16 protein-coding genes and 5 tRNA genes are annotated in these 19908 nt (G+C 34.2%); 14 read left to right on the plus strand and 7 right to left on the minus strand.

Translation table 11 applies throughout. The annotated features are described in order from the left end of the window. Positions 1-3: 3 nt before the first annotated feature. Together ACGH6P_RS07515 and ACGH6P_RS07520 are read right to left on the minus strand one after the other, a co-directional pair. Complete coding sequence (locus ACGH6P_RS07515) at positions 4-1179, minus strand: beta-ketoacyl-ACP synthase III (RefSeq protein WP_411597155.1); 1176 nt, start codon at positions 1177-1179, stop codon at positions 4-6. A gap of 17 nt (positions 1180-1196) precedes the next feature. Next, a complete protein-coding gene (locus ACGH6P_RS07520) occupies positions 1197-2117 on the minus strand; it encodes a dialkylrecorsinol condensing enzyme (protein ID WP_411597156.1) in 921 nt (306 codons plus the stop codon). Positions 2118-2235: 118 nt separating this feature from the next. On the opposite strand from ACGH6P_RS07520, the gene ACGH6P_RS07525 reads away from it, so the two are divergent. Genes ACGH6P_RS07525 through ACGH6P_RS07545 form a run of 5 tightly spaced genes read left to right on the plus strand, consistent with a single transcriptional unit; the run spans position 2236 to position 6546 of the window. After that, complete coding sequence (locus ACGH6P_RS07525; protein ID WP_411597157.1) at positions 2236-3174, plus strand: ABC transporter ATP-binding protein; 939 nt, start codon at positions 2236-2238, stop codon at positions 3172-3174. Beyond that, entirely contained in the window at positions 3155-4366 is a 1212-nt protein-coding gene (locus ACGH6P_RS07530) for an ABC transporter permease (protein WP_411597158.1), read from the plus strand. The genes ACGH6P_RS07525 and ACGH6P_RS07530 overlap by 20 nt, the downstream gene beginning before the upstream one ends. 35 nt (positions 4367-4401) lie before the next feature. Further along, a complete protein-coding gene (locus tag ACGH6P_RS07535) occupies positions 4402-4668 on the plus strand; it encodes an acyl carrier protein (RefSeq protein WP_411597159.1) in 267 nt (88 codons plus the stop codon). Between the two features lie 4 nt (positions 4669-4672). Continuing rightward, a complete protein-coding gene (locus tag ACGH6P_RS07540) occupies positions 4673-5824 on the plus strand; it encodes a beta-ketoacyl synthase N-terminal-like domain-containing protein (protein ID WP_411597160.1) in 1152 nt (383 codons plus the stop codon). Then, entirely contained in the window at positions 5824-6546 is a 723-nt protein-coding gene (locus tag ACGH6P_RS07545; protein WP_411597161.1) for a hypothetical protein, read from the plus strand. The genes ACGH6P_RS07540 and ACGH6P_RS07545 overlap by 1 nt, the downstream gene beginning before the upstream one ends. Before the next feature lie 93 nt (positions 6547-6639). Here the strand turns inward: ACGH6P_RS07545 and ACGH6P_RS07550 are convergent, their stop codons facing one another. Beyond that, complete coding sequence (locus ACGH6P_RS07550) at positions 6640-7644, minus strand: substrate-binding domain-containing protein (RefSeq protein ID WP_267379188.1); 1005 nt, start codon at positions 7642-7644, stop codon at positions 6640-6642. Between the two features lie 428 nt (positions 7645-8072). Next, entirely contained in the window at positions 8073-10190 is a 2118-nt protein-coding gene (locus tag ACGH6P_RS07555) for an alpha-galactosidase (protein WP_411597162.1), read from the minus strand. 235 nt (positions 10191-10425) lie between these two features. Between ACGH6P_RS07555 and ACGH6P_RS07560 the strand changes: the two genes are divergently transcribed. The 7 genes from ACGH6P_RS07560 (at position 10426) to ACGH6P_RS07590 (ending at position 12816) form a co-directional block, all read left to right on the plus strand. Further along, the gene (locus tag ACGH6P_RS07560) at positions 10426-11040 is read left to right on the plus strand and encodes a TIGR04211 family SH3 domain-containing protein (RefSeq protein ID WP_411597163.1); all 615 of its coding nucleotides are present in this window, start codon (positions 10426-10428) and stop codon (positions 11038-11040) included. Continuing rightward, positions 11041-12159 (plus strand): multifunctional CCA tRNA nucleotidyl transferase/2'3'-cyclic phosphodiesterase/2'nucleotidase/phosphatase, encoded by a 1119-nt coding sequence (locus ACGH6P_RS07565; protein ID WP_411597164.1) that lies wholly within the window; start codon positions 11041-11043, stop codon positions 12157-12159. A gap of 96 nt (positions 12160-12255) precedes the next feature. Continuing rightward, positions 12256-12332, plus strand: a tRNA-Met gene (locus ACGH6P_RS07570). Positions 12333-12369: 37 nt separating this feature from the next. Beyond that, a tRNA-Leu gene (locus tag ACGH6P_RS07575) sits at positions 12370-12454 on the plus strand. A 25-nt stretch (positions 12455-12479) separates the two neighbouring features. Then, a tRNA-Gln gene (locus ACGH6P_RS07580) sits at positions 12480-12554 on the plus strand. 75 nt (positions 12555-12629) lie between these two features. Further along, a tRNA-Leu gene (locus ACGH6P_RS07585) sits at positions 12630-12715 on the plus strand. Positions 12716-12741: 26 nt separating this feature from the next. Continuing rightward, positions 12742-12816 (plus strand) — tRNA-Gln (locus ACGH6P_RS07590). Between the two features lie 212 nt (positions 12817-13028). Here the strand turns inward: ACGH6P_RS07590 and ACGH6P_RS07595 are convergent. The 3 genes from ACGH6P_RS07595 to ACGH6P_RS07605 all read right to left on the minus strand — a co-directional run bounded on the left by ACGH6P_RS07595 (position 13029) and on the right by ACGH6P_RS07605 (position 16505). After that, entirely contained in the window at positions 13029-14522 is a 1494-nt protein-coding gene (locus ACGH6P_RS07595) for a hypothetical protein (RefSeq protein WP_411597165.1), read from the minus strand. A 233-nt stretch (positions 14523-14755) separates the two neighbouring features. Beyond that, positions 14756-15556, minus strand: coding sequence for a YdgH/BhsA/McbA-like domain containing protein (locus ACGH6P_RS07600; RefSeq protein ID WP_267350588.1), 801 nt, complete (start codon positions 15554-15556; stop codon positions 14756-14758). 337 nt (positions 15557-15893) lie between these two features. Further along, positions 15894-16505: an NUDIX hydrolase gene (locus ACGH6P_RS07605; protein WP_267379198.1), complete on the minus strand. Its 612-nt coding sequence runs from the start codon at positions 16503-16505 to the stop codon at positions 15894-15896. 111 nt (positions 16506-16616) lie between these two features. On the opposite strand from ACGH6P_RS07605, the gene ACGH6P_RS07610 reads away from it, so the two are divergent. Both ACGH6P_RS07610 and rpoE read left to right on the plus strand, forming a co-directional pair. Beyond that, positions 16617-19088: a class I adenylate cyclase gene (locus tag ACGH6P_RS07610; RefSeq protein ID WP_411597166.1), complete on the plus strand. Its 2472-nt coding sequence runs from the start codon at positions 16617-16619 to the stop codon at positions 19086-19088. Positions 19089-19304: 216 nt separating this feature from the next. Then, positions 19305-19877, plus strand: a complete 573-nt coding sequence (gene rpoE, locus ACGH6P_RS07615; RefSeq protein ID WP_411597167.1) for an RNA polymerase sigma factor RpoE — start codon at positions 19305-19307, stop codon at positions 19875-19877. Positions 19878-19908 lie beyond the last annotated feature (31 nt).

A 19908-nucleotide genomic window follows, 5' to 3' on the forward strand; every position in this document is an offset into this window, starting at 1 on the left:
ATTCTAATTCTCTTGGTTAGCATCAATGACTTCAAGTAACATAAAACAAGATGAGAATCGCCCACTTTCTGGGATATAGCATAATATTTTTTGCCCATGCTTGAGTGAATGCGTCCGCAAAAATTCCTCAAGTATAATATAGATAGAAGCTGAACCTGTGTTACCTTTTGAAGTAAGATTGGTAAACCATTTTTCATAAGGAATTTCAAAATCAATATTTATCAATCCTTGATAGAGTTTTTCACGAAAATAATGAGAAGAGTAATGAGGTAAAAAATAATCGATATCATTTTTTTTCAAATCATGTTTTTTAATTGAGTTAGCAAGCATCTTTTCAACGGTATACTTAACAATATTTTCATTTAGCATTTTTACATTCTGTTTAACACTTAACAAACTTTGATTTTGTTGATCAAGTTGAGTAAATTGCTTCCAACCTATGAACTGATCCTGATCGTAGTCACCGCCTGCATACATGCATGCTGGCATCTCATTTGCGTAGGATAAAATATCAATCCAGTGAATTTTTAATGATAAATGATGACTATTTGGCTTACTACTCAATAGCATAGCCCCAGCTCCATCAGATAGCATCCAACGTAAAAAATCTTTTTCAAAGGCCAGTTCAGGTTGTGTAGACAACGCTTTCACTTTTTGTTCTATTTCTGCTTCAAAGTTCTCACTTCTCATTACAGCAGATGCAGTTTCAGATGCACAACTAACGGCGGTACAATGATCACCAACTTTTACAGCATTAAACGTGTGTTTCAGTGCTGACATACCTGCAACACAAACACCTGAGCTGCTGTGAACTTCGCAAGGATGAGTTTCATTGAGTTCGCCATGAACCATGACTCCATGACCAGGCATAATCTGATCTGGATAAGAAGTACCACAGGCTAAAAAAGTCATTTCATTTATACCAAATTGATGGTTATCTTTGAACAATAACTTTATGGCTTGTGCTGCTAAATTGGCATTGCTATGTGTTGCTTGACGAGTATGCGGGTCAATCGCATAGTATCGCGTTTTTATCCCATTACTTTTTAAAATAATTGCTCTTGCTCTGGACGGTTTGTGACCAACTTGTCCAAGGACATTTTCCATTGATGAATTATCAACAGGATTATTCGGTAAAAATGCGGCAATTTTAATAATATAAACATTATGTGTTTTCATTGTCTTACTCTTATATTTTATTCGCCTGAAGGCCAACTAAATAAATGTTTTTGTTTACTGATTTTGTTTTTTAACCATGGGGATAGTAATGTTTTGATCAGTGCACTAATTGGCACAACGGTTAAAATGATTACTACCAAGAAAATAATATAAAAATGAAGTAAACCTTGACGAAGTGGTCGAGCGATTTTACCTGCTTTAATGATCAGTTTGCCCCATAAATAGAAGCTGCGATAACCAAATTTTTCACTAAGAATCAAACGTTCATTGACTTTGACTGCCCCCATGTTTTTTAACATTGGCTCAGTGATTTTGGGTTGTGTTAGCAATACGGTTTTAATTTTTTCACCATATTTAGCACAATCATTAATGTCCTCATCAGATATGCCCGCTTTCGGTAGCCAACGTACGGGCTGTTTTTTCCCCGTAAACATCCAAAGCGGTGTAGCAATAAAACTTGCAGGCCCGCCACAGCTATCTATGCGAACAACATTGTCAACTAAATTAGCATTTGCTTCTTTTAAGTATTTCTTCACGGTTTCTTGTGCCATTAACCACATGTTGCGACATCCAATTAACGTGACAACAGGGGTATCGGCTAAGAGTTGTTGCGTGTTTTTATCTTGTAAAAATGCGGTGATAGGCTGAGAAGGGGATAAAAACCACACAGTATAAGCTAGAATGATTAAATCATATTTTTGCTGTTTAAATTGTGGGGCAACAATGGGTGAAGGCATTAAATGAACCGTTTCTGGAAAAATATTAAAAAAGTGGTTAAAAGACCATGGAAAAGAATAGGCTTGTTGAGGTTCAATAGCAAGCGTTTCTAAATTAATATCTTCATGATTAGCTAAAGGTGATACGAAATGTCTAGTAAGTTGTGTTAATTGACCCGTTTGTGAATAGTACACTAATAGAACGTTTTTTTTGTTACTCATTGTTATAATTGATTTATTAGATTTTATCGTTAATTGTTTACCTAACATGCATTTTGTTATAATAGCATAATATGTTAACATTCTGTTTATAAAAATTAAAATTATTTTAAAGAATTTTATGTTAAAGCTCCAAAATGTAACTCATCGCTATAAAAATGCTAATAATTATGCGGTGTGTGATATTAATTTAGAAATTGAATCCGGCACATGCTTTGGATTATTAGGGCCTAATGGCGCCGGCAAAACAACATTGATATCATTAATGTCGGGTTTACTTTCATTACAATCCGGGCAAATTTATCTTAATAATCAGATCTTCTCTCAGTTGTCACGTCAACAGTTGCAACGTATTTCTTTAATTCCACAAGAATATGCTTTTTATCCTCAATTGACGGTTTTCGAGAATTTACAATTTTTTGCTTCGTTGTATAAAATTAAAAATACTAATTTCCTAATTTCTTTGATGAAAAAAGTCGATATTTTAGATTATAAAAATAAGTTGTCAGCGAATTTGTCGGGTGGATTAAAACGTCGATTAAATTTTGCTATAGGGCTAATTAACTCGCCAACGCTAATTTTTATGGATGAAATTACGGTTGGAGTTGATCCTGCATCCCGCCAATTTATATTAGACAGTGTGAAGCAATTAACTAAAGAAGGGGTAACTGTCATTTACACTTCTCATTATCTACACGAAATAGAAAGTTTATGTCAAAAAATTGCCATTATGGAGAGCGGTAAAATTTTGTATTGCCAATCCATTGATCAGATATTGACACAACATGCTCAACAACAATGCATTATCACGTTAGCGCAAAGTGTGCCTTCACATGTGCTTGACCAATTTAATGCCACTTTAATTCGACATACCCCAATGCAAACAGTTGTCATTGATTCATCGCCTGAGCAGATCACAACAATATTACAAGAATTTCAACAATACCAAATACTAAATATTCAGTATGGTCATGGTTCTTTAGAGTCATTTTATTTGGACTTCTTGAATAAGTCAGTATTGAGGCATGGAGGGCAAAGCAATGCTAGCTGCAATCGCTAAAGAATTTCGTCTGTTGAGTCGTGATTTACATGGTATAGCTGTTCTTTTTATTATGCCTATGTTGTTTATGTTCATTATGTCTGTGGCATTAAGCCAACGTGATGATTTCAATCAAAATACTAAAATAGCCTTAGTTGGTGAATCATCCAATTTATTGAACTCGCAGTTAATAGTGATTTTGGGCAATCAAGAAAATATGAATGTTGATTTTTTTGATATAGCTGATAAGGATAATGCAAAAGCTAAATTAATCGAGGGAAATTATGATTTTTTATTAATTAATTCCAATCAAAATACCGAAAATTTGAGTAATGAATCGCCTTTAGCATTAATAACCTTAGCGGGGATCGATCAATTAAGATTGATGAATTTACAAACAATTATCCAGAAAAGTTATTTACAGCTGCGGCTTAAAGATATTTTTTCAACGCCAAACAATGATTCTTCTATAATGGACGAAAATTCAGTCGAAATAAAACGGCAACAACAACTAGATGACTATTTGTCAGGAAAAATAATCACTGAAGAGTTCATCAATGTAGAAGGCAATAAAGTGGTTAAACCGAGTTCGGTACAACAAAGTGTTCCTGCTTGGTTAATTTTTGGTATGTTTTTTATCATGATTCCTTTATCAAATGTCATGACTTGTGAAAAACAAACGAACACTATTATTCGATTACGACTAGCAAAATCATCGGCATTTTCATTACTTATCGCAAAATTGTTACCTTATTTTTTGATTAATCAATTACAGTTTATTGGCATGATTTTGTTAGGTATTTATATTTTACCTTTAATCAATATTACAGGATTTGTTTTAGAAGGCGCTTATTGGAACTATGCATTATTATCGATAGCAATTAGTTTATCTGCTTTGGGATATGCACTGTTAGTTAGCGTACTTGCAAAATCGGCAGAACATGCTGTGGTATTAGGTGGTGGGGGAAATATTATTATGGCAGCCTTAGGCGGTATTATGGTACCGAGTTATATGATGCCCGAAACCATGCAAATAATTTGTTTAATTTCGCCTATGTCTTGGGCTTTGAAAGGCTTTCATAATCTTTTGCTTGATCAGTATGATTTTGTACAAATATTACCACAATGGTTGTCGTTAATAGGTTTTGCGCTAATTTTTTTATTGCTAGCAGGAATTATTTACTATCGGCAATTAAATAATAAGCATTTATAAATTTTTAATTAAATAATAAAAACAAGAGGTTAAATTTGGATAATTTAATTTTTAAATTAAAACAGTTAATTATTACCGAATCTGAAAAAGAAGATATCTTAACTGCCGAGGAGTTAACAGATAATGAGCCGCTGTTTGGGGCTACCAGTCGATTAAATTTAGATTCTTTAGATGCATTACAAATTTGCGTAGCGTTAAAAGAGCAATTTGGCGTTCGTTTACAAGGTGACCGAGAAGTAAGAATACATATGGTCACGGTTTCGAAACTCAATAAATATGTACTTGAGCAAATAAAAAAATAATATTATGGACAATGTTTACATTAATGGTTTTTCTGCGGTGTGCGCACAAGGTGATAACTGCCATGAGATTATTAGTAATATTCTTTTTCATCCAAGAAAACCTAAATTGATTCCTTTAAATACAGCAAGTGAATCACTATCTGTTAATTATTTTCCAGCCTTTGATAAAAAACGGCTAAGTTTAACTGAGATCGTTGATCGTATAGTATTTCAAATTCTGCAAACTTTACAGGCGTGTCAGTGGCAAGAATCAGAATTGGAACAAATCCCAATTTTTTTAGCTTCCACTTCTTTTGCAATGTCTTCGCATGAAATTACTTTTTTTAATAAGGAATTATTAGAATTAACAGAAGCATGTTATCACCAACCTTTTTCTTTAAATGAAATAGCAGAACAACTTAAATTAAAATGGAAAAATCTTGATGTGATCAATGTTGCGACGTCTTGTACTTCAAGTTCTAATGCATTACTTTATGCAAAAAATTACATTTCCCAAGGCATAATTGAACGGGCAATCATTGTGGGATTTGAATCATTTAATTCTATCACTTTAGAAGGATTTAATGCTTTAGGATTACTAACAAATAATTATCAACCACCATTTTTAAGTGTTAGCCAAGGACTTATTTTAGGGGAGGGGATTGGTTGTATTGCATTAAGCAATCAACCACGATTAGCAAACAATAATCAATTTATCTTAAAAGGCGGTAAAACGATATGTGATACCTCTAATATTACCACAACGGATCCTAAAAATGTTAGCGCACTCATTAAAGACACGTTAACGCAATTCGATATGACTGAAACCGATATTGTTGCCATTAAAACTCATGCGACAGGTAGTCCAATGAATGATAAAGTTGAAATTGATAGCTTAACAAATGCTTTTACAGAGCGAAAACCGTTGATATTTTTTAAACCTTATCTTGGTCATACATTAGGGGCATCTGGTGTACTTGAGATGATAATATTATTGTTGATATTTGAATCAAAACAGACGCCTAGTTATCCAAATTATCACATGGCGCAATCTGAACCTATTTATACAAATGGTTTTACAGACATTTCAAAACCTTATCCTCAAGGTTATTATTTATTAAATTGTATTGGATTTGGCGGTAATAACGCTGTGTTATTGTTGGAGATAACAGAATAATGCAAAGTGTTTTTTTACTCAGTACATCACAGTTTATCGCAGAGAGCCATAGTGAAGAAAGTAAGTTAAAAAATTTGCTTAAACAGCAATTTAATATTAATAGTCGACGTACAAGTCGTTTAGCGTTGTTATCATTGTTAGGTGCGCTTTCCATAGAAAAGATTAATGCTCATTGTGGTGTGTATGTGACCTCAATTTTTAGTTCACCCAGTAATATGTATGAACTGGAGATGGATATTTTTCAACGTAAAACACCACGACCATTTAATTTTATTAATAGCATAAATAATGCGATTTCTTTTTATGTTGCTGATGCATTGAAAGTGAATGGACCCAATCTTTTTATTTCGACAGATATTTGTAATTGGTCACAGATTTTACTCCCAGCCATAACGGATTTACAACAAGGTGTGGTTGATCAGGCATTGGTGGGGTGGTGTTATGAATCACGTCGTTATGATGAATATTCTAAAGAAGGCAGTTTTTGGTTATTGTTGACTCGGCATCCTGATACTTCAGCTTTAGCCAGTTTAACCATTGCCAACAAACCTTGCCAGGGTGATGTCAGCAATCAACCAATAATGACCCATGCGAATTATTTTTATGATTCTGTTTTAAAAACGTTTGATTTAAATAGCCAACTAAATTGCGATGTAATTTCGGTTGATCTGATATTAAATAAATTATTATTAATAAAAAAATTACCTTTACATAAACATTGATTGTTCAATACGATTATTTAATCGTGGCTTAACATTTTTCTTTATTGTTAAGCCGCTAATATTGAAACGCTTTATTGAATGTTTATTTCTACCTTAGCCTATAGAATTGACAGAATAACGTTTAGTTAATGTTGGGGTAAAAATATTAATTAAGTTATTTGAGGGAGCCTCTCCTTTAGCGAGGGATAAGGCAAGCTCAGCTGCTTGTTCTGCCATTGCTTGTAAAGGATACCGAACCGTTGTCAGTTTAGGATGTAAATAATTAGCCATTAATAAATCATCAAACCCAATAACAGAAATATCAGCTGGGATTTTTAAATCATTATCATACAGGACTGACATGGCACCCGCAGCCATAGAATCATTATAACAGGCTATAGCGGTGATGTTTCGATTCCGTTCTAATAAGGATTTCATGGCTTCTTCTCCACCTATTTCATCAGGCGAAGAGTAGGTAATTAGATTCTGTTCTATCTCGATATTAAATTCACTCAACGCATCTTTATAACCATTTAGTCGATCTGAAGCGTCTGAAATTTCGTGATTCGAACATAAATAACCTATTTTCGTATGTCCATTTTGAATTAAATGTTTGACCGCGATATACGAGCCATAACGGTCATCAAGTGCAATACAACGTGCTTCAAACCCTTTCACTATACGATTGATGATAACCATGCCTGGCACTTGTTGCATCAATTTTATGAGTGTTTCATCGGAAAGTATTTTGGCATGAACAACTAATGATTTACAGCGGTGCTCAATAAGCTGAGTAATGGCATTGTATTCTTGTTTTTCTTTATGGTATCCATTGCCAATTAGCAAAAAATGACCAGTTCGATAAGCTACTTTTTCAACCGTGCTAACCATCGCCCCAAAAAAAGGGTCGGACACATCGGCGACCACAATGCCAATTGTATTAGAGTGTTGTTGAGATAATGCGCGAGCGTTAGCATCTGGATAATAGTTTAATGTCTCCATGGCTTTTTTTACGACTTCACGTGTATTTTTACTTACATTATTTGCATTATTTATAACTCGGGATACCGTTGCAACTGAAACTTCAGCTAAATATGCAACATCTTTTATTGTCGCCATAAAAAAACCTTTTATTAAATTACTATCGCTAAAATAATTACTCAAACTAAATTTATTTCATGTAAATTTTTATAATTTAAGATTGCCAATATAGAGCTATGTAGACTACCAACGAAATAAAAATGAAAAGTATTTGTAAAGCGGGAAGTAATCTGTACTAAAATATCTTTTACTTTACTTACATCTTAAAACTTCTTTTAGTTGATCCAGTTTGTTTCTCTTAATAATTGACTATAACTATTTATTATTCCTAACTAATTATAATAAAGGAAAAAAAACTATTTGCCAATAATTCGATTAAATTCTGATCATACAAACTTAATTTAATACAAAGGGAAAATTGCATTATGGCCTTTTTCCCCCTTGTTATTTTCAAAAAAATATTAATTTTTTGTAAATTTATTGTGTGCTTTGTAAGTCAAAAGTTTTTATTGAGCTACCACTCTAATTAACATTGCTGTTGCAGGATCTAAAACGGGTAAAGGTAGTCCAATTTGCATTAACCAGTCGCCTGATAATATCGTTTTGTTGACCATCCAATAAGGTAGAGCTTTCATTACATGTCCATTTATTTTCGGATCAATATTATCAGGTAGATCAAGTATTTCAATTAAATATTGTTTTTCGGGCTGTAGATCTGTCAAGCGTAAGTTACCACTTAAAGCAAAAGTTGGTAAGGTTAATTGGGCAATGATAAACGCAGCATCATTTTTATCTTGGCTTACTACTCCATAACTTTGCATTGCATTGCTGTCATCAACATCCAATCGATAATTGTTACCACTATGCAATAAATTTCGTAATTGTTTATGTAGTCCAATATAATGTGCAAATGCATGCTGTTCAACTTCTGATTCTTTTACGGGGTCAAGTTCAACGCCCATATGACCAAATAAAGCAGTTAATCCCCTAAGATTCATGTTCAGTTCACGATAAGTTGTATGACACAAAGCGCCACCAATATGTGCGCCCATGACTTCTGGTGGGAAGAAATAACTCATTCCGCGTTGAATGATTTGTCTGTCTAATGCATCGTTAGAATCTGAAGTCCAGAATCGTTGTGTTCGTTTTAATATTTCATAATCTATCCGTCCACCCCCTGATGAACATGATTCGATTTCTACGTTCGGAAATTTTTCTCGTAAAATATCGAGTAAACGATACAATGCTTTTGTTTGTCCAACAATAGCTGGATTGCCATTGTGACCCGCTTGAACAATTTCTCGATTCATATCCCATTTAATATAATCAATATCATAACTACCCAGTAACCATATTAATCTTTCAAGTAAATAATCAAAAACAGCAGGATTTTGCAAATCTAATAAATATTGATGACGTCCTTCAGGTTGTTGATAACCCGATAACTCAAGTAGCCAATCAGGGTGTGCTCGATATAAATCCGAGTTTTTGTTGATCATTTCAGGCTCAACCCAAATACCAAATTCCATGCCCAAATTTTTCACGTGCTCGATAACCGGTTCAAGTCCATTGGGGTATTTTCGTTCATCAAGGTACCAATCACCTAAACCTTGGTAGTCGTCATCACGCTTGCCAAACCAACCGTCGTCGATAATAAAGCGCTCAACGCCCATTTGTGCCGCTTTACTTGCCATTTTCATAATGTAATCTGGATTATGGTCAAAAAAGATACCTTCCCAAGTATTAAGATGAACAGGACGTGCTTTATTTTGTGGAAAGGTAATAATATTGTTACGCAGAAATTGATGAAAGTGGTGACTCATTTTATTTAAACCTTCATCACTGTAAGTGGCATATAGCCATGGTGTTGTAAGGGTTTCACCTTGGGCGAGCGATATTTCGCCTGCGCTATATAATGCTTCGGCTTGAATAAAGCGTTTACCATTACTTTTAACCGCAACTTGGATACGATGATTACCACTCCAACCTAAATGAATTCCCCAAACTTCGCCTGTTTGTTCTTTAAACCCTGTGGTACCAACAATCATACCAGGGAAATATTCATGTGAAGTTCTTCCTCGGCGATTTTCTTGTAAATAGCTACAATGTTCAATTTTTGTTCTGTGAGGAAAAAATTCTTTAATCCAGCGTCCACTAAAAGCCATTAATTCTTGTGCACGTTCAGGAATAGGAAGCGTTATTGATAATCGATTGACTGAATAAGGTTCTTCACCTAAGTTGGTCAGGCTATTTTGACATTGTAATACCCCACAATCATCCAAAATAAACTGACTGGTTAAACGTAATTTTGCGATACTGTCTTCACTGATAATTGTTATTTGATTGTCTGATTTTTTTACATCTTTGGTAACAAATACGGGAGACCAATCTTTTCCATTCCTGTGTCCTTCTAATCCTGGCGTACTAAAATTACCTAATCCTTCTTCTGGACAGAGAGTAAAAGGGACGTGAACATCAATGCGTGAATTTGGCACTGCCGGAATAAATAAATCATAATTTTCAATGTGATCATCATGTAATCGTTTACCAAAATAACATAATTCTGCATAGGGTTTTGTTCGAATAAGAATATCTAAATTTTTATTGCTAAGACGGCAGTTCATAATATCTCCCATTGTTAATTGCTTTGCTAAATATAAATTAGCGATTATTCTCTTTTATTTAAATAATAAATTTTTTAATCTGTGATTAAGATCGCATAAAAAATGTAATCGTTTTCAATTGATAAGGCGAATTAAGTATTGGATAATTAAGAAACATAAAATGTAAAATGATTATGCGAAATATCCAATTTTTATGTTATTATGTAATTATTTATGGATGATTAGTTGAAATTTTATGAAGAAACAAAATATTTTTACCTTAATTTCTCTTATTGCAGTTGCTTTTAGTGCAAATGCTGTTGATAAATATGTTATTGATGAGGTTGATGTTTACTTACGTCGTGGTCCTAGCCAACAACATGCTTTCACAAATACGATCAAAAGTGGTTCAAAAGTCAATGCGCTTGAAAGAAGTGCGGATGGTAAATACACTAAGCTGCTGCTGAAAAGTGGCAATGTGGCATGGATCGAAACCAATAAATTAAGCGATACACCAAGCCTTAAAGAGCGTATTCCTTATTTGGAAGCTAAAATAGCCGAATACAAAGATAAAGTTGATAATGCGGATAAATCTCAACAGAAATTAGTGACCGACTATGTGCAACAATTACGAACCTCAGAAGAATTAGTTCAGAACTTGAAAAATAAAAATATCGAATTGGAGAAACAAGTAAAAGAACAAGCAGCAATGTTAGACTCAATGTTAAATCAAGTAGATGATAAGCGACGTGACTTAATTGTGACTTGGTTTACTTATGGTGGTCTTGTTGCAGGTGGTGGACTTATCTTAGGTCTTATTTTACCTATTATTATGCCTCGCCGAAGTAAAAAAGACCGTTGGATGCGTTAGATGAGTGAAGTCTATCTTGTTGGTGGAGCAGTTCGGGATAGATTATTAGGTCTGCCTGTTTTCGATCGAGATTGGGTTGTCGTTGGCGCAACCCCCGAAGAACTTATTTCGTTAGGTTTTGAGCAAGTCGGTCGAGACTTTCCGGTATTTTTACATCCAAAAACGAAAGAAGAATATGCTTTAGCGCGTACTGAACGTAAATCAGGAAAAGGGTATTGTGGCTTTATTTGTGATTTCAGTAAAGAAATTACCTTAGAACAAGATTTAATTCGTCGGGATCTCACCATTAATGCTATTGCCATGGATGAGCAGGGGAATATTGTCGATCCTTACCATGGCGTAGATGATATTAATCAAAGATTGTTGCGTCATGTTTCAAGTGCTTTTCGCGAAGATCCCTTACGTGTTTTACGCGTAGCCCGTTTTGCTGCTCGGTATCATCATTTAGGATTTACAATCGCTCAAGAAACAATGGATCTTATGAAAGAGATGATATCCATAGGCGAAATAAGCTATCTCACTCCTGAAAGAGTGTGGAAAGAAACGGAAAAAGCATTAGCCAGCGAAAATCCACAAATTTATTTCCAAGTCCTTGAGCAATGCGGAGCACTTCAAATTTTATTTCCTGAATTAGTGTTAACGACCAATATAATCTATGCTTTAAAAAAATCAGTAAAACTTACCCATGAGTTAACTGTGCGTTTTGGCGTTTTATGTGGTGATTTAATCAGTAAAGATTCCGTTGAACGTTTATGTAAACAGATAAAAGCACCAACTTCATTTGCTAAAATTGCCAAAATAGTTCAACAATACAGAAAGGTTGTTAGTCATATAACAGTGCAAAGCGCTTCACAAATTTTAGAATTATTAAATGGTATTGATGTTTGGCGTCATCCTCATCATTTAAAGCAATTGATTATTGCCAGTGAAGCTTTCAATGAAAGCGCAACTTATCCGCAAGCTCAATATCTTGAACATGCTTATAATTTAGCCTATAGTGTGAATGTGCAAGAAATTATTGCTCAAGGGTTTACTGGACAATCCATTAATCTTGAGTTGCAAAAAAGGCGAATTGAAGTGATATTAAACTGGATTCGCTTGCAACTTAATCAATCATAACTTTTTTTTAAAATATCTAAAAAAAAGGGTTGACGATTTGCCTCAACACAAGCATAATGCGCCTCGCAGTGTTGGTTATGACGTTGCGAATGAAATGGCTACGTAGCTCAGCTGGTTAGAGCACATCACTCATAATGATGGGGTCACAGGTTCGAATCCCGTCGTAGCCACCATTAAGATTAAGTTATACTTTTACCGGAAGTATATCATGCGGGTGTGGCGAAATTGGTAGACGCACCAGATTTAGGTTCTGGCGCCGCGAGGCGTGGGGGTTCAAGTCCCTTCACCCGCACCATTTTAATCTTAATGTTATCCTTTATTGGGGTATAGCCAAGCGGTAAGGCAGCGGGTTTTGATCCCGCCACGCCCAGGTTCGAATCCTGGTACCCCAGCCATTCCAATCTGCATATTTTGATATCTATTAGTTAATCTGTTTTATCTCTGTTTGTTACTTTCTTGAGTATTCCAATACGGGTATGGCGGAATTGGTAGACGCGCTAGATTCAGGTTCTAGTTCCGAAAAGGTGTGCGAGTTCAAATCTCACTACCCGTACCACTAGATATCTTTTTCCTGAATAATATTGGGGTATAGCCAAGCGGTAAGGCAGCGGGTTTTGATCCCGCCATGCCCAGGTTCGAATCCTGGTACCCCAGCCATTTATTCTTCTTTTCTTATTACAAAGAATCAATCGTTTCTATTTTCCAATAAGATCTAAATTTAAATTTCAATAAATTTTGTTCAAATTGGCATCGCTTCAGTAAACTTCAATATTTTATATTTTAAAAAAATCAATTTATCACTATTATTTTTTAAATCATCAGTTCAAATAAGCGTATGATTACAGCAAAATCCTCGAACAGACGCGTTATCATTTAAGCACACAAACAAAATTGATCGGTTCATCTTTCGCTAACCATTCAATCGCACCAATAGATGGCCCCACTGCATATTGATGATTAGTATCTCTTTCTTCCGATGTCCAATATAAAATATTTTTAGGAAAGTTATTACCCGGATAAGCATGGTAATACTGGTTTTGTTCATTGGTGATATCGCCCCATTCAGCAAAAAGACTCTTTCCAACTTTTCGATAATAATGATTACTCTTAATTGCCAGACAATTGTTAGAGTTGTTATCTGATTTACATGCTCCAGAAGTGATAATTGTTTGATCACTATTGGTAAAGTCTTCAATCGTTGGAACAACATAATTGCCTTGGCAAGCTTGTGCACTTTGGTCATAAGTGGTTGCATTTAAATTAGACGTAGCAAACCATTTATTAATTGTAAAAGTGTATATTTCGTTCCCATTGGACTTGATTGAAAAAGTAGGCTTGTCGATCGCTTTTCCGGATAAATGAAATTGCAGAGAAGTATTAACTAAGTAGTCATCAATATCATTGTTTTTAAGAAGATTAGTTGTCAGATTTACACCATTTGAATTTGTCGATGTTGAAATGGTGGATAAATCAAATGGAACACCTGCAAAAGACATGGTGAATTGAGCATGGTCAAACCCAGTGGTTGGAAAACCTTTTGAACGCACCTTATTAACCAGACCAGAGTCATACGTATATTCATTATTTTCACCCCAAGTTAGTTTAGCCCATTCTCCTGTATAATCCCGACCTTCAAAAACAAATGAGTAAGCAATAGAAGGTTTGGCTGCGCATACGGTGGGTCTAATTGCATTATAAATAAAAAAGTCCCGTTTAGGCGATGCATAAACTCTGAAGTTTGGTTCTCCAAATTCGGTCACTAAAACAACAGGACCTGATATTCGAATATAGGGATTCCAACCTAATCGAGCCAATTCACAAAAAGTTCTATTTCTATCTGATTCCAGCAACAAAAAAGATTGATTGATAGAGCGATAAAACCAATCGATTTTTAATCCTGCATCAGGAGGATTTATTTTAATTGGAATATCACCTTCATCATCAGCAACATTATTCCTATCATCGGCAACTAACATAGGGTTAAATGGAAGTATAGTCCCCTCTAATCCATAACTGGATTTTAACAGTGCTAACAGTTGATTGGGTGTGGTTGTGTTAGGATCGACGGCGGAAAATCCAGATTGTTTTATCGCCATGTTTAGATCATTCATTCCCGAATATGTTGCACCTTTGAATTTAACACCAAAATAAATAAAATTTGCTTTATCGTAATCACGAGCACCTTCAACCCCTACTTTGTCAGCTTGAGTAAAATAAGGCGCAGTGCCTTGAATTACTTGCGCTGTTTTAGCACTGAGTGCATCAGTTGTTGAACTAACAAAAATGATGACAAAAGAACTGTGTTTTAATATTTTTTTCGTAACATTGATATATCGTTTAATCCTAACATTTTTTAATAACATACGTTTCCCAACCGTTTTAATGCAGTGATTGAAAATGAGAAAAATCAGGTGTTTTTTAAAATTATGTTTTGTAATGAATTTAGATATATTTTTTTAACAAATAAATTATTAAACAGATAAAGGTTGGCTATTTAAACAGCATTATTCACTATTTAAGTATTGTAAGATTTTATGTTTTCCACGGGTTAAAGTCATTGAGTTCTCTAACACGTGGAAAATGCAATTAAGATATTTTATTTATATAAATTAACATAAACTGTTTGTGCCGTATTGGCTGGGTTGGTTGATACCTCTTTCACGTAATAAAATTGAGCGCCATTTGCAATTGCATGTTTCTGTGCAGCAGCACTTATTTCAGTAGTGTTGTTAAAGACGCCATGGAAAACAATTGTGGTATAAGGTTTCATCGTTTTAAATGCATCACTACTGATTTCATAAGCATCTTCACCTTCAATTGCTTTGGTAACGATATAATCTCTTACTGGCGCATCTTTTTTATATAAAGCCACTTCAACATCTTGAGATTGATTTTTTAGATTAGAAGGCTCGATAGAGCTGATATAAAAGGCATAAGCATCTTTATCTGCTGCGATTTTACTTGCTTCAGTGGTGATTTCAGATGTGTTGTTAAAACTTCCTTTAAATTTGACAACTTCAAATGGTAAATAATAAAGTGCTTTGTTACGTTCATAAGCAACTATACCATTATAAGTTGTTTCTTCTTTATTTAATGCAATCGGTGCATTAGATTGATAAATATCAGCATAGACAATAGCAGAATCAGCTGAGCTTGATGTTTCTGCCGCTTCAAGTGCTTTAATATGATAATACTTAGCTCCAGCTTCATCGGCTGCTTTTGAAATATCATCTTCCGCATTTTGCGCTTGCAAATAATTACCTGTTACCGAAATCTCTTTCATTGGAATTAAATTACTACTTTCTTCATCGGTTAAAGGTAAGGCAGCATAAACACTAACGAACGGTAACGATAATACTACAGCTAATGCGATCGATGATTTATTGAAACGTTTCATGATAATACCCTTATTTTTTAAATGATTGAAATTAATAATCAATGTTTAACAATTATTCAATGGGTAGAGATGAAATCTTTAGTAGAGAGTGTAGAAATCTTAAGTAGCTCTCAGATGTTGTCTTTTTTTAACTTTCAAAAGTGTTCAGACGTAAAGTTGTTAACGAGAGATAAATTAAACAACGCTATCTATTTAAAATATTTACTGAGTGATTCTCAAGGATTTTTTGTTACATGGACATATTGTTTAGCATTAATTGCTAAAATTACTACAAATTGCTACAAAAAAAGCTTTAATTAAATGAATAATTAAATTGGTTTCGAGTTATCCATTTTAACTAACGACTAATTGTATTGATAAAATTAGATAAAATTTGGGCAGTTAATCCCCAAATAATACGATTATTATATGAATAATACAAGATATTATGCTCCGATCTTTTTTGCCAGTCAGAGCGGATATTTGGTAATAGATGAAAAGGAAAGTTATCTGATGGTTTATGCCCTATTAGCATTACAGCTTGTTGCGGGGGATTTTCAATAAACCAATCAATCGGTACGGTAAATATTTGTTCGACCTCATCCCGATTAAGCTGTAAATTATCAAGGGAATCTATTTTTGCAACAAACGGATAAATGACTAGCCCCAATGCGGCGATAAATTTAGGCATTTTTCCTAAAATAGTCATTTGACTCATTGGGATACCTAATTCTTCAAATGTTTCTCTTTTTGCGGTATATTCTGGATCTAAGTCAGTCAATTCTACCCGACCGCCAGGAAAACAGATATCGCCTGGTTGCCATTTAAGTTTGTTCGATCTGACCTGAAATAACAATTGAGGTTGTTTGCCATCGTTAATAATGGGTAAAAGTACTGCAGCTTTGTTATCAATCGAGCTCGCGTTACTATTTGTTTTAAATTGATTCGTAATTTTTTCTATTGTTATCATAATAGTTCACTTAACAAATTTTTATATTTTTTATTCTATTTACCTTCTACTCATAAAATGTTAGATTGAGGCAGTCCGTTAGTAGTACACGTGTTTCATCCAGATAAAGTTATGCTATATTATATTAATAACATAAAAAAAGAACTTAAAGATCTTGTCCATCTAAAACATGAACGTGCTTTGATTGGGATGTCAATTGAGTTTCAACGTGTATTTTCTTTGCTACCCGCCATTTTTCATTTTCATCACCCTAAATTGCCCGGCTATCATGCTGAAGATACTCCATCAGGAATCGCTTATTACCAGACAACCGATGAGATTTGTTCGCAACTCAAGAACTGTTTTGAATTTGAGGCTATTCCAAATGTGAACAATCCCGAAATATCGGCACTCTACTCCATGGGTAGTACATGTTCCATTGGACAATCAGTCGAATCCGATTTAGATATTTGGCTTTGTATTGAAAATAATTTATCCGAAAAAAGAAAGCAAGCCTTAATTGAAAAATGTCGTTTAGTCGAAAATTGGGCTAAAGAACAAAATGTAAAATTAACCTTATTTGTCGTTGATGTGGATCGCTTCATCAATAAACATCATGAATGTTTAATGGGGGAAAATTGTGGTTCTGCGCAACACATTTTATTACTTGAGGAATTTTATCGAACAGCCACACTATTAGCAGGAAAATATCTGTTATGGTTTGTGGTGCCCTATAACTTCACCGTGAATAACGTTAGCTATTCGACTTATGAACAGTGTGTGAATGCTTTGGTTGATTCAAAGCTAATTAAGCGGGAAGAGTGGATCGATTTTGGACCTTTAACAGGTCTTTCTGCTGAAGAGTATTTTGGAGCCAGTTTATGGCAACTCTACAAAAGTATCGATTCTCCTTTTAAAGCGGTGCTCAAAACGTTACTACTAGAAGCTTATTCTTGGATATATCCGCAAAATAGACCCATAGCTTATGAAATGCGAGAATGTATCCAAAAATCGCTAACTCAAAAGGGAATAAATTTAGATTCTTACTATATGCTTTTAGATAGGATCACTCAATATTTAATCGAGATTAAAGATTTTGAAAGGCTGGATCTGATCAGAATCTGTTTTTATCTAAAAGTAAACGAAAAACTTTCTCAAACAAAAAAAACTGTTTCATGGCGTCGGGACGTTTTGAATGATCTGGTAAAAGAGTGGGGCTGGACGTCAGAGCGTTTAGCTAAATTGGATGCGAGTCATACTTGGAAGATAGAGCAAGTTCGAGAAATGCATGAAATATTACTGCAAACCATGATGACAGGATACCGAAATTTACTTAATTTTGGGCGCCGTAATAATTTGGATTCTCTCATTAGTCCACAAGATATGGCAATATTAACTCGTAAGCTTTACGCTTCTTTTGAAGTATTACCCGGAAAAATAACGACGTTAAAGTTAAATATTGCTAATAATTTGCAAGAACAAGCATTAACGTTTATCCACGTAAAAGAAGATAGAATTAATCGTGCTGGTTGGTATGTGTATAATCAAAAACCGGTATTAAACTCAATTTCAGGTCATCAATATTTAGAATATAGTAAATATCTGGTTAAACTAGTCGGTTGGTGTTATTTTAATGGCTTAATCTCAGATAAAACTCAATTTTACTGTCATGACGGTGAAAAAAGAGATAACTCGAAAATCAATAAATTAATTGAAAACTTAAAAGAATATTTTCCTATAGAAATTCCAAAGGCGACGGAAGAACAGTTATATGGGCCTTGTGAAATTCGTCATTTAGCAATCATGTTAAATCTTGAAGATGATCCTAGTACTAATCTAGATTTTGAATTTGAGTTTAGCAACAATGTGTTAAATTACGGAAAAAAAGAGTTAAGTTTAGTGGGATCGGTTGATTTGCTTTATCGCAATTCATGGAATGAAATACGTGTACTACATTTTAGCGGAGCGTTGTGCGTACTGGAAGCGATTAAAACGTTATTAAATCGCATGCACAAAGATGCGGATTTACCTAATCCTATGGAAATTTTTTGCTACAGTAAATATTTAGGTAATGAAATTAAGCAACAAATGAAAACATTAATGGATGAGTGTATAGAATTACGATTAACCACGACACAAAATAATTCGACACAGGTTAAACCATTACGGATAGGTGGTTCTTCATGGTATCTCTTTTTTGAAAGGTTAGGGGTCTCTTTTCATCAGTTTGATAATGCAATCGATTTTTATGGGGCAGTATCGAACAATAAAGTACAAGGTCGCCCGTTAAATATTTTGGATCAAACAAATGAGTTACCAAAAGAAATTGACAGTGTTGCCTATGAGGGAATCATTCAATTCTTTTTTGAAGATACCGATTCAGGATTCGATCTTTACATTTTGAATGAAAATAACCAAATTGAAATTTACCGTAATTGCAACGGCACAAAGGAGAGTATGGTTAAAGATATAAATGATTTTTATGTGCTATCCGATGATCGTTTTACCTTTAAAACGAGTAGTTCAGTCAATTTTAATCTACCTCAATTCTACCAAATCACCTATAATGATGCTGGTAAGCGTGAGATCTTTTTATTAAATTAGAATTATTTAAAATGTCATTACACAATAGTTTTATGAAAAATAGTTAAATAAATCAACTGGTTTTAATTTTAAAAAACTTTAATCTAATTATTAATAGATCCCAAAATAAAATTTCTATTAAAATAATGGAACTTTTTTTTAATTTAAGAATCTAACTGTGTGAGTGCAGCGTTTTGGCCGAGCAACAGTTATTAACATAATGAGGAATGGCCTTTAATGGGGGAGCAAGTAACAGACCAAGTTTTAGTTGACCGTGTATTAAACGGAGATAAAAATGCGTTCAATTTACTTGTGGTTCGTTATCAAAATAAATTGTCTCACTTGGTTTCTCGTTATGTACTCGCTTCTGAAGTGCCAGATGTTGTACAAGAAACCTTTATCAAAGCTTATCGTTCGTTAAGCTTATTTAAAGGGGAAAGTGTTTTTTACACATGGTTATACCGCATAGCGGTTAACACAGCAAAGAATTATTTAACGTCTCAAGGTCGAAGACCACCTTCATCGGATGTTGATGCAAGCGAGGCGGAAAGTTATGAAGGAGCTGATTCGCTCAGGGATCTTGATAATCCTGAGAATTTAGCGCTTTCTGATGAAGTTAAAAAAGCCGTATTTGAAGCAATTGATGCGCTTCCTGATGATTTAAGAATAGCAATTACATTACGTGAAATTGATGGTTTAAGTTATGAGGAGATTGCAGAAATAATGGATACGCCGGTTGGAACAGTGAGATCACGCATTTTTAGAGCAAGAGATGCGATTGATGAAAAATTAAAACCATTAATTGGTTGAATACAAAATGATAATGAGTAGTCATAAATTT

The organism is Gilliamella sp. CG25, from assembly GCF_046635705.1.
Taxonomy (GTDB): Bacteria; Pseudomonadota; Gammaproteobacteria; order Enterobacterales; family Orbaceae; genus Gilliamella; species Gilliamella apicola_I.

What these genes read in the sequence shown, in the direction of transcription:
- ACGH6P_RS07515 (WP_411597155.1), bottom strand. Translation starts at nt 1,179, where the DNA reads ATGAAAACACATAATGTTTATATTATTAAAATTGCCGCATTTTTACCG.
- ACGH6P_RS07520 (WP_411597156.1), bottom strand. Translation starts at nt 2,117, where the DNA reads ATGAGTAACAAAAAAAACGTTCTATTAGTGTACTATTCACAAACGGGT.
- ACGH6P_RS07525 (WP_411597157.1), top strand. Translation starts at nt 2,236, where the DNA reads ATGTTAAAGCTCCAAAATGTAACTCATCGCTATAAAAATGCTAATAAT.
- ACGH6P_RS07530 (WP_411597158.1), top strand. Translation starts at nt 3,155, where the DNA reads ATGCTAGCTGCAATCGCTAAAGAATTTCGTCTGTTGAGTCGTGATTTA.
- ACGH6P_RS07540 (WP_411597160.1), top strand. Translation starts at nt 4,673, where the DNA reads ATGGACAATGTTTACATTAATGGTTTTTCTGCGGTGTGCGCACAAGGT.
- ACGH6P_RS07545 (WP_411597161.1), top strand. Translation starts at nt 5,824, where the DNA reads ATGCAAAGTGTTTTTTTACTCAGTACATCACAGTTTATCGCAGAGAGC.
- ACGH6P_RS07550 (WP_267379188.1), bottom strand. Translation starts at nt 7,644, where the DNA reads ATGGCGACAATAAAAGATGTTGCATATTTAGCTGAAGTTTCAGTTGCA.
- ACGH6P_RS07555 (WP_411597162.1), bottom strand. Translation starts at nt 10,190, where the DNA reads ATGAACTGCCGTCTTAGCAATAAAAATTTAGATATTCTTATTCGAACA.
- ACGH6P_RS07560 (WP_411597163.1), top strand. Translation starts at nt 10,426, where the DNA reads ATGAAGAAACAAAATATTTTTACCTTAATTTCTCTTATTGCAGTTGCT.
- ACGH6P_RS07565 (WP_411597164.1), top strand. Translation starts at nt 11,041, where the DNA reads ATGAGTGAAGTCTATCTTGTTGGTGGAGCAGTTCGGGATAGATTATTA.
- ACGH6P_RS07595 (WP_411597165.1), bottom strand. Translation starts at nt 14,522, where the DNA reads ATGTTATTAAAAAATGTTAGGATTAAACGATATATCAATGTTACGAAA.
- ACGH6P_RS07600 (WP_267350588.1), bottom strand. Translation starts at nt 15,556, where the DNA reads ATGAAACGTTTCAATAAATCATCGATCGCATTAGCTGTAGTATTATCG.
- ACGH6P_RS07605 (WP_267379198.1), bottom strand. Translation starts at nt 16,505, where the DNA reads ATGATAACAATAGAAAAAATTACGAATCAATTTAAAACAAATAGTAAC.
- ACGH6P_RS07610 (WP_411597166.1), top strand. Translation starts at nt 16,617, where the DNA reads ATGCTATATTATATTAATAACATAAAAAAAGAACTTAAAGATCTTGTC.
- rpoE (WP_411597167.1), top strand. Translation starts at nt 19,305, where the DNA reads ATGGGGGAGCAAGTAACAGACCAAGTTTTAGTTGACCGTGTATTAAAC.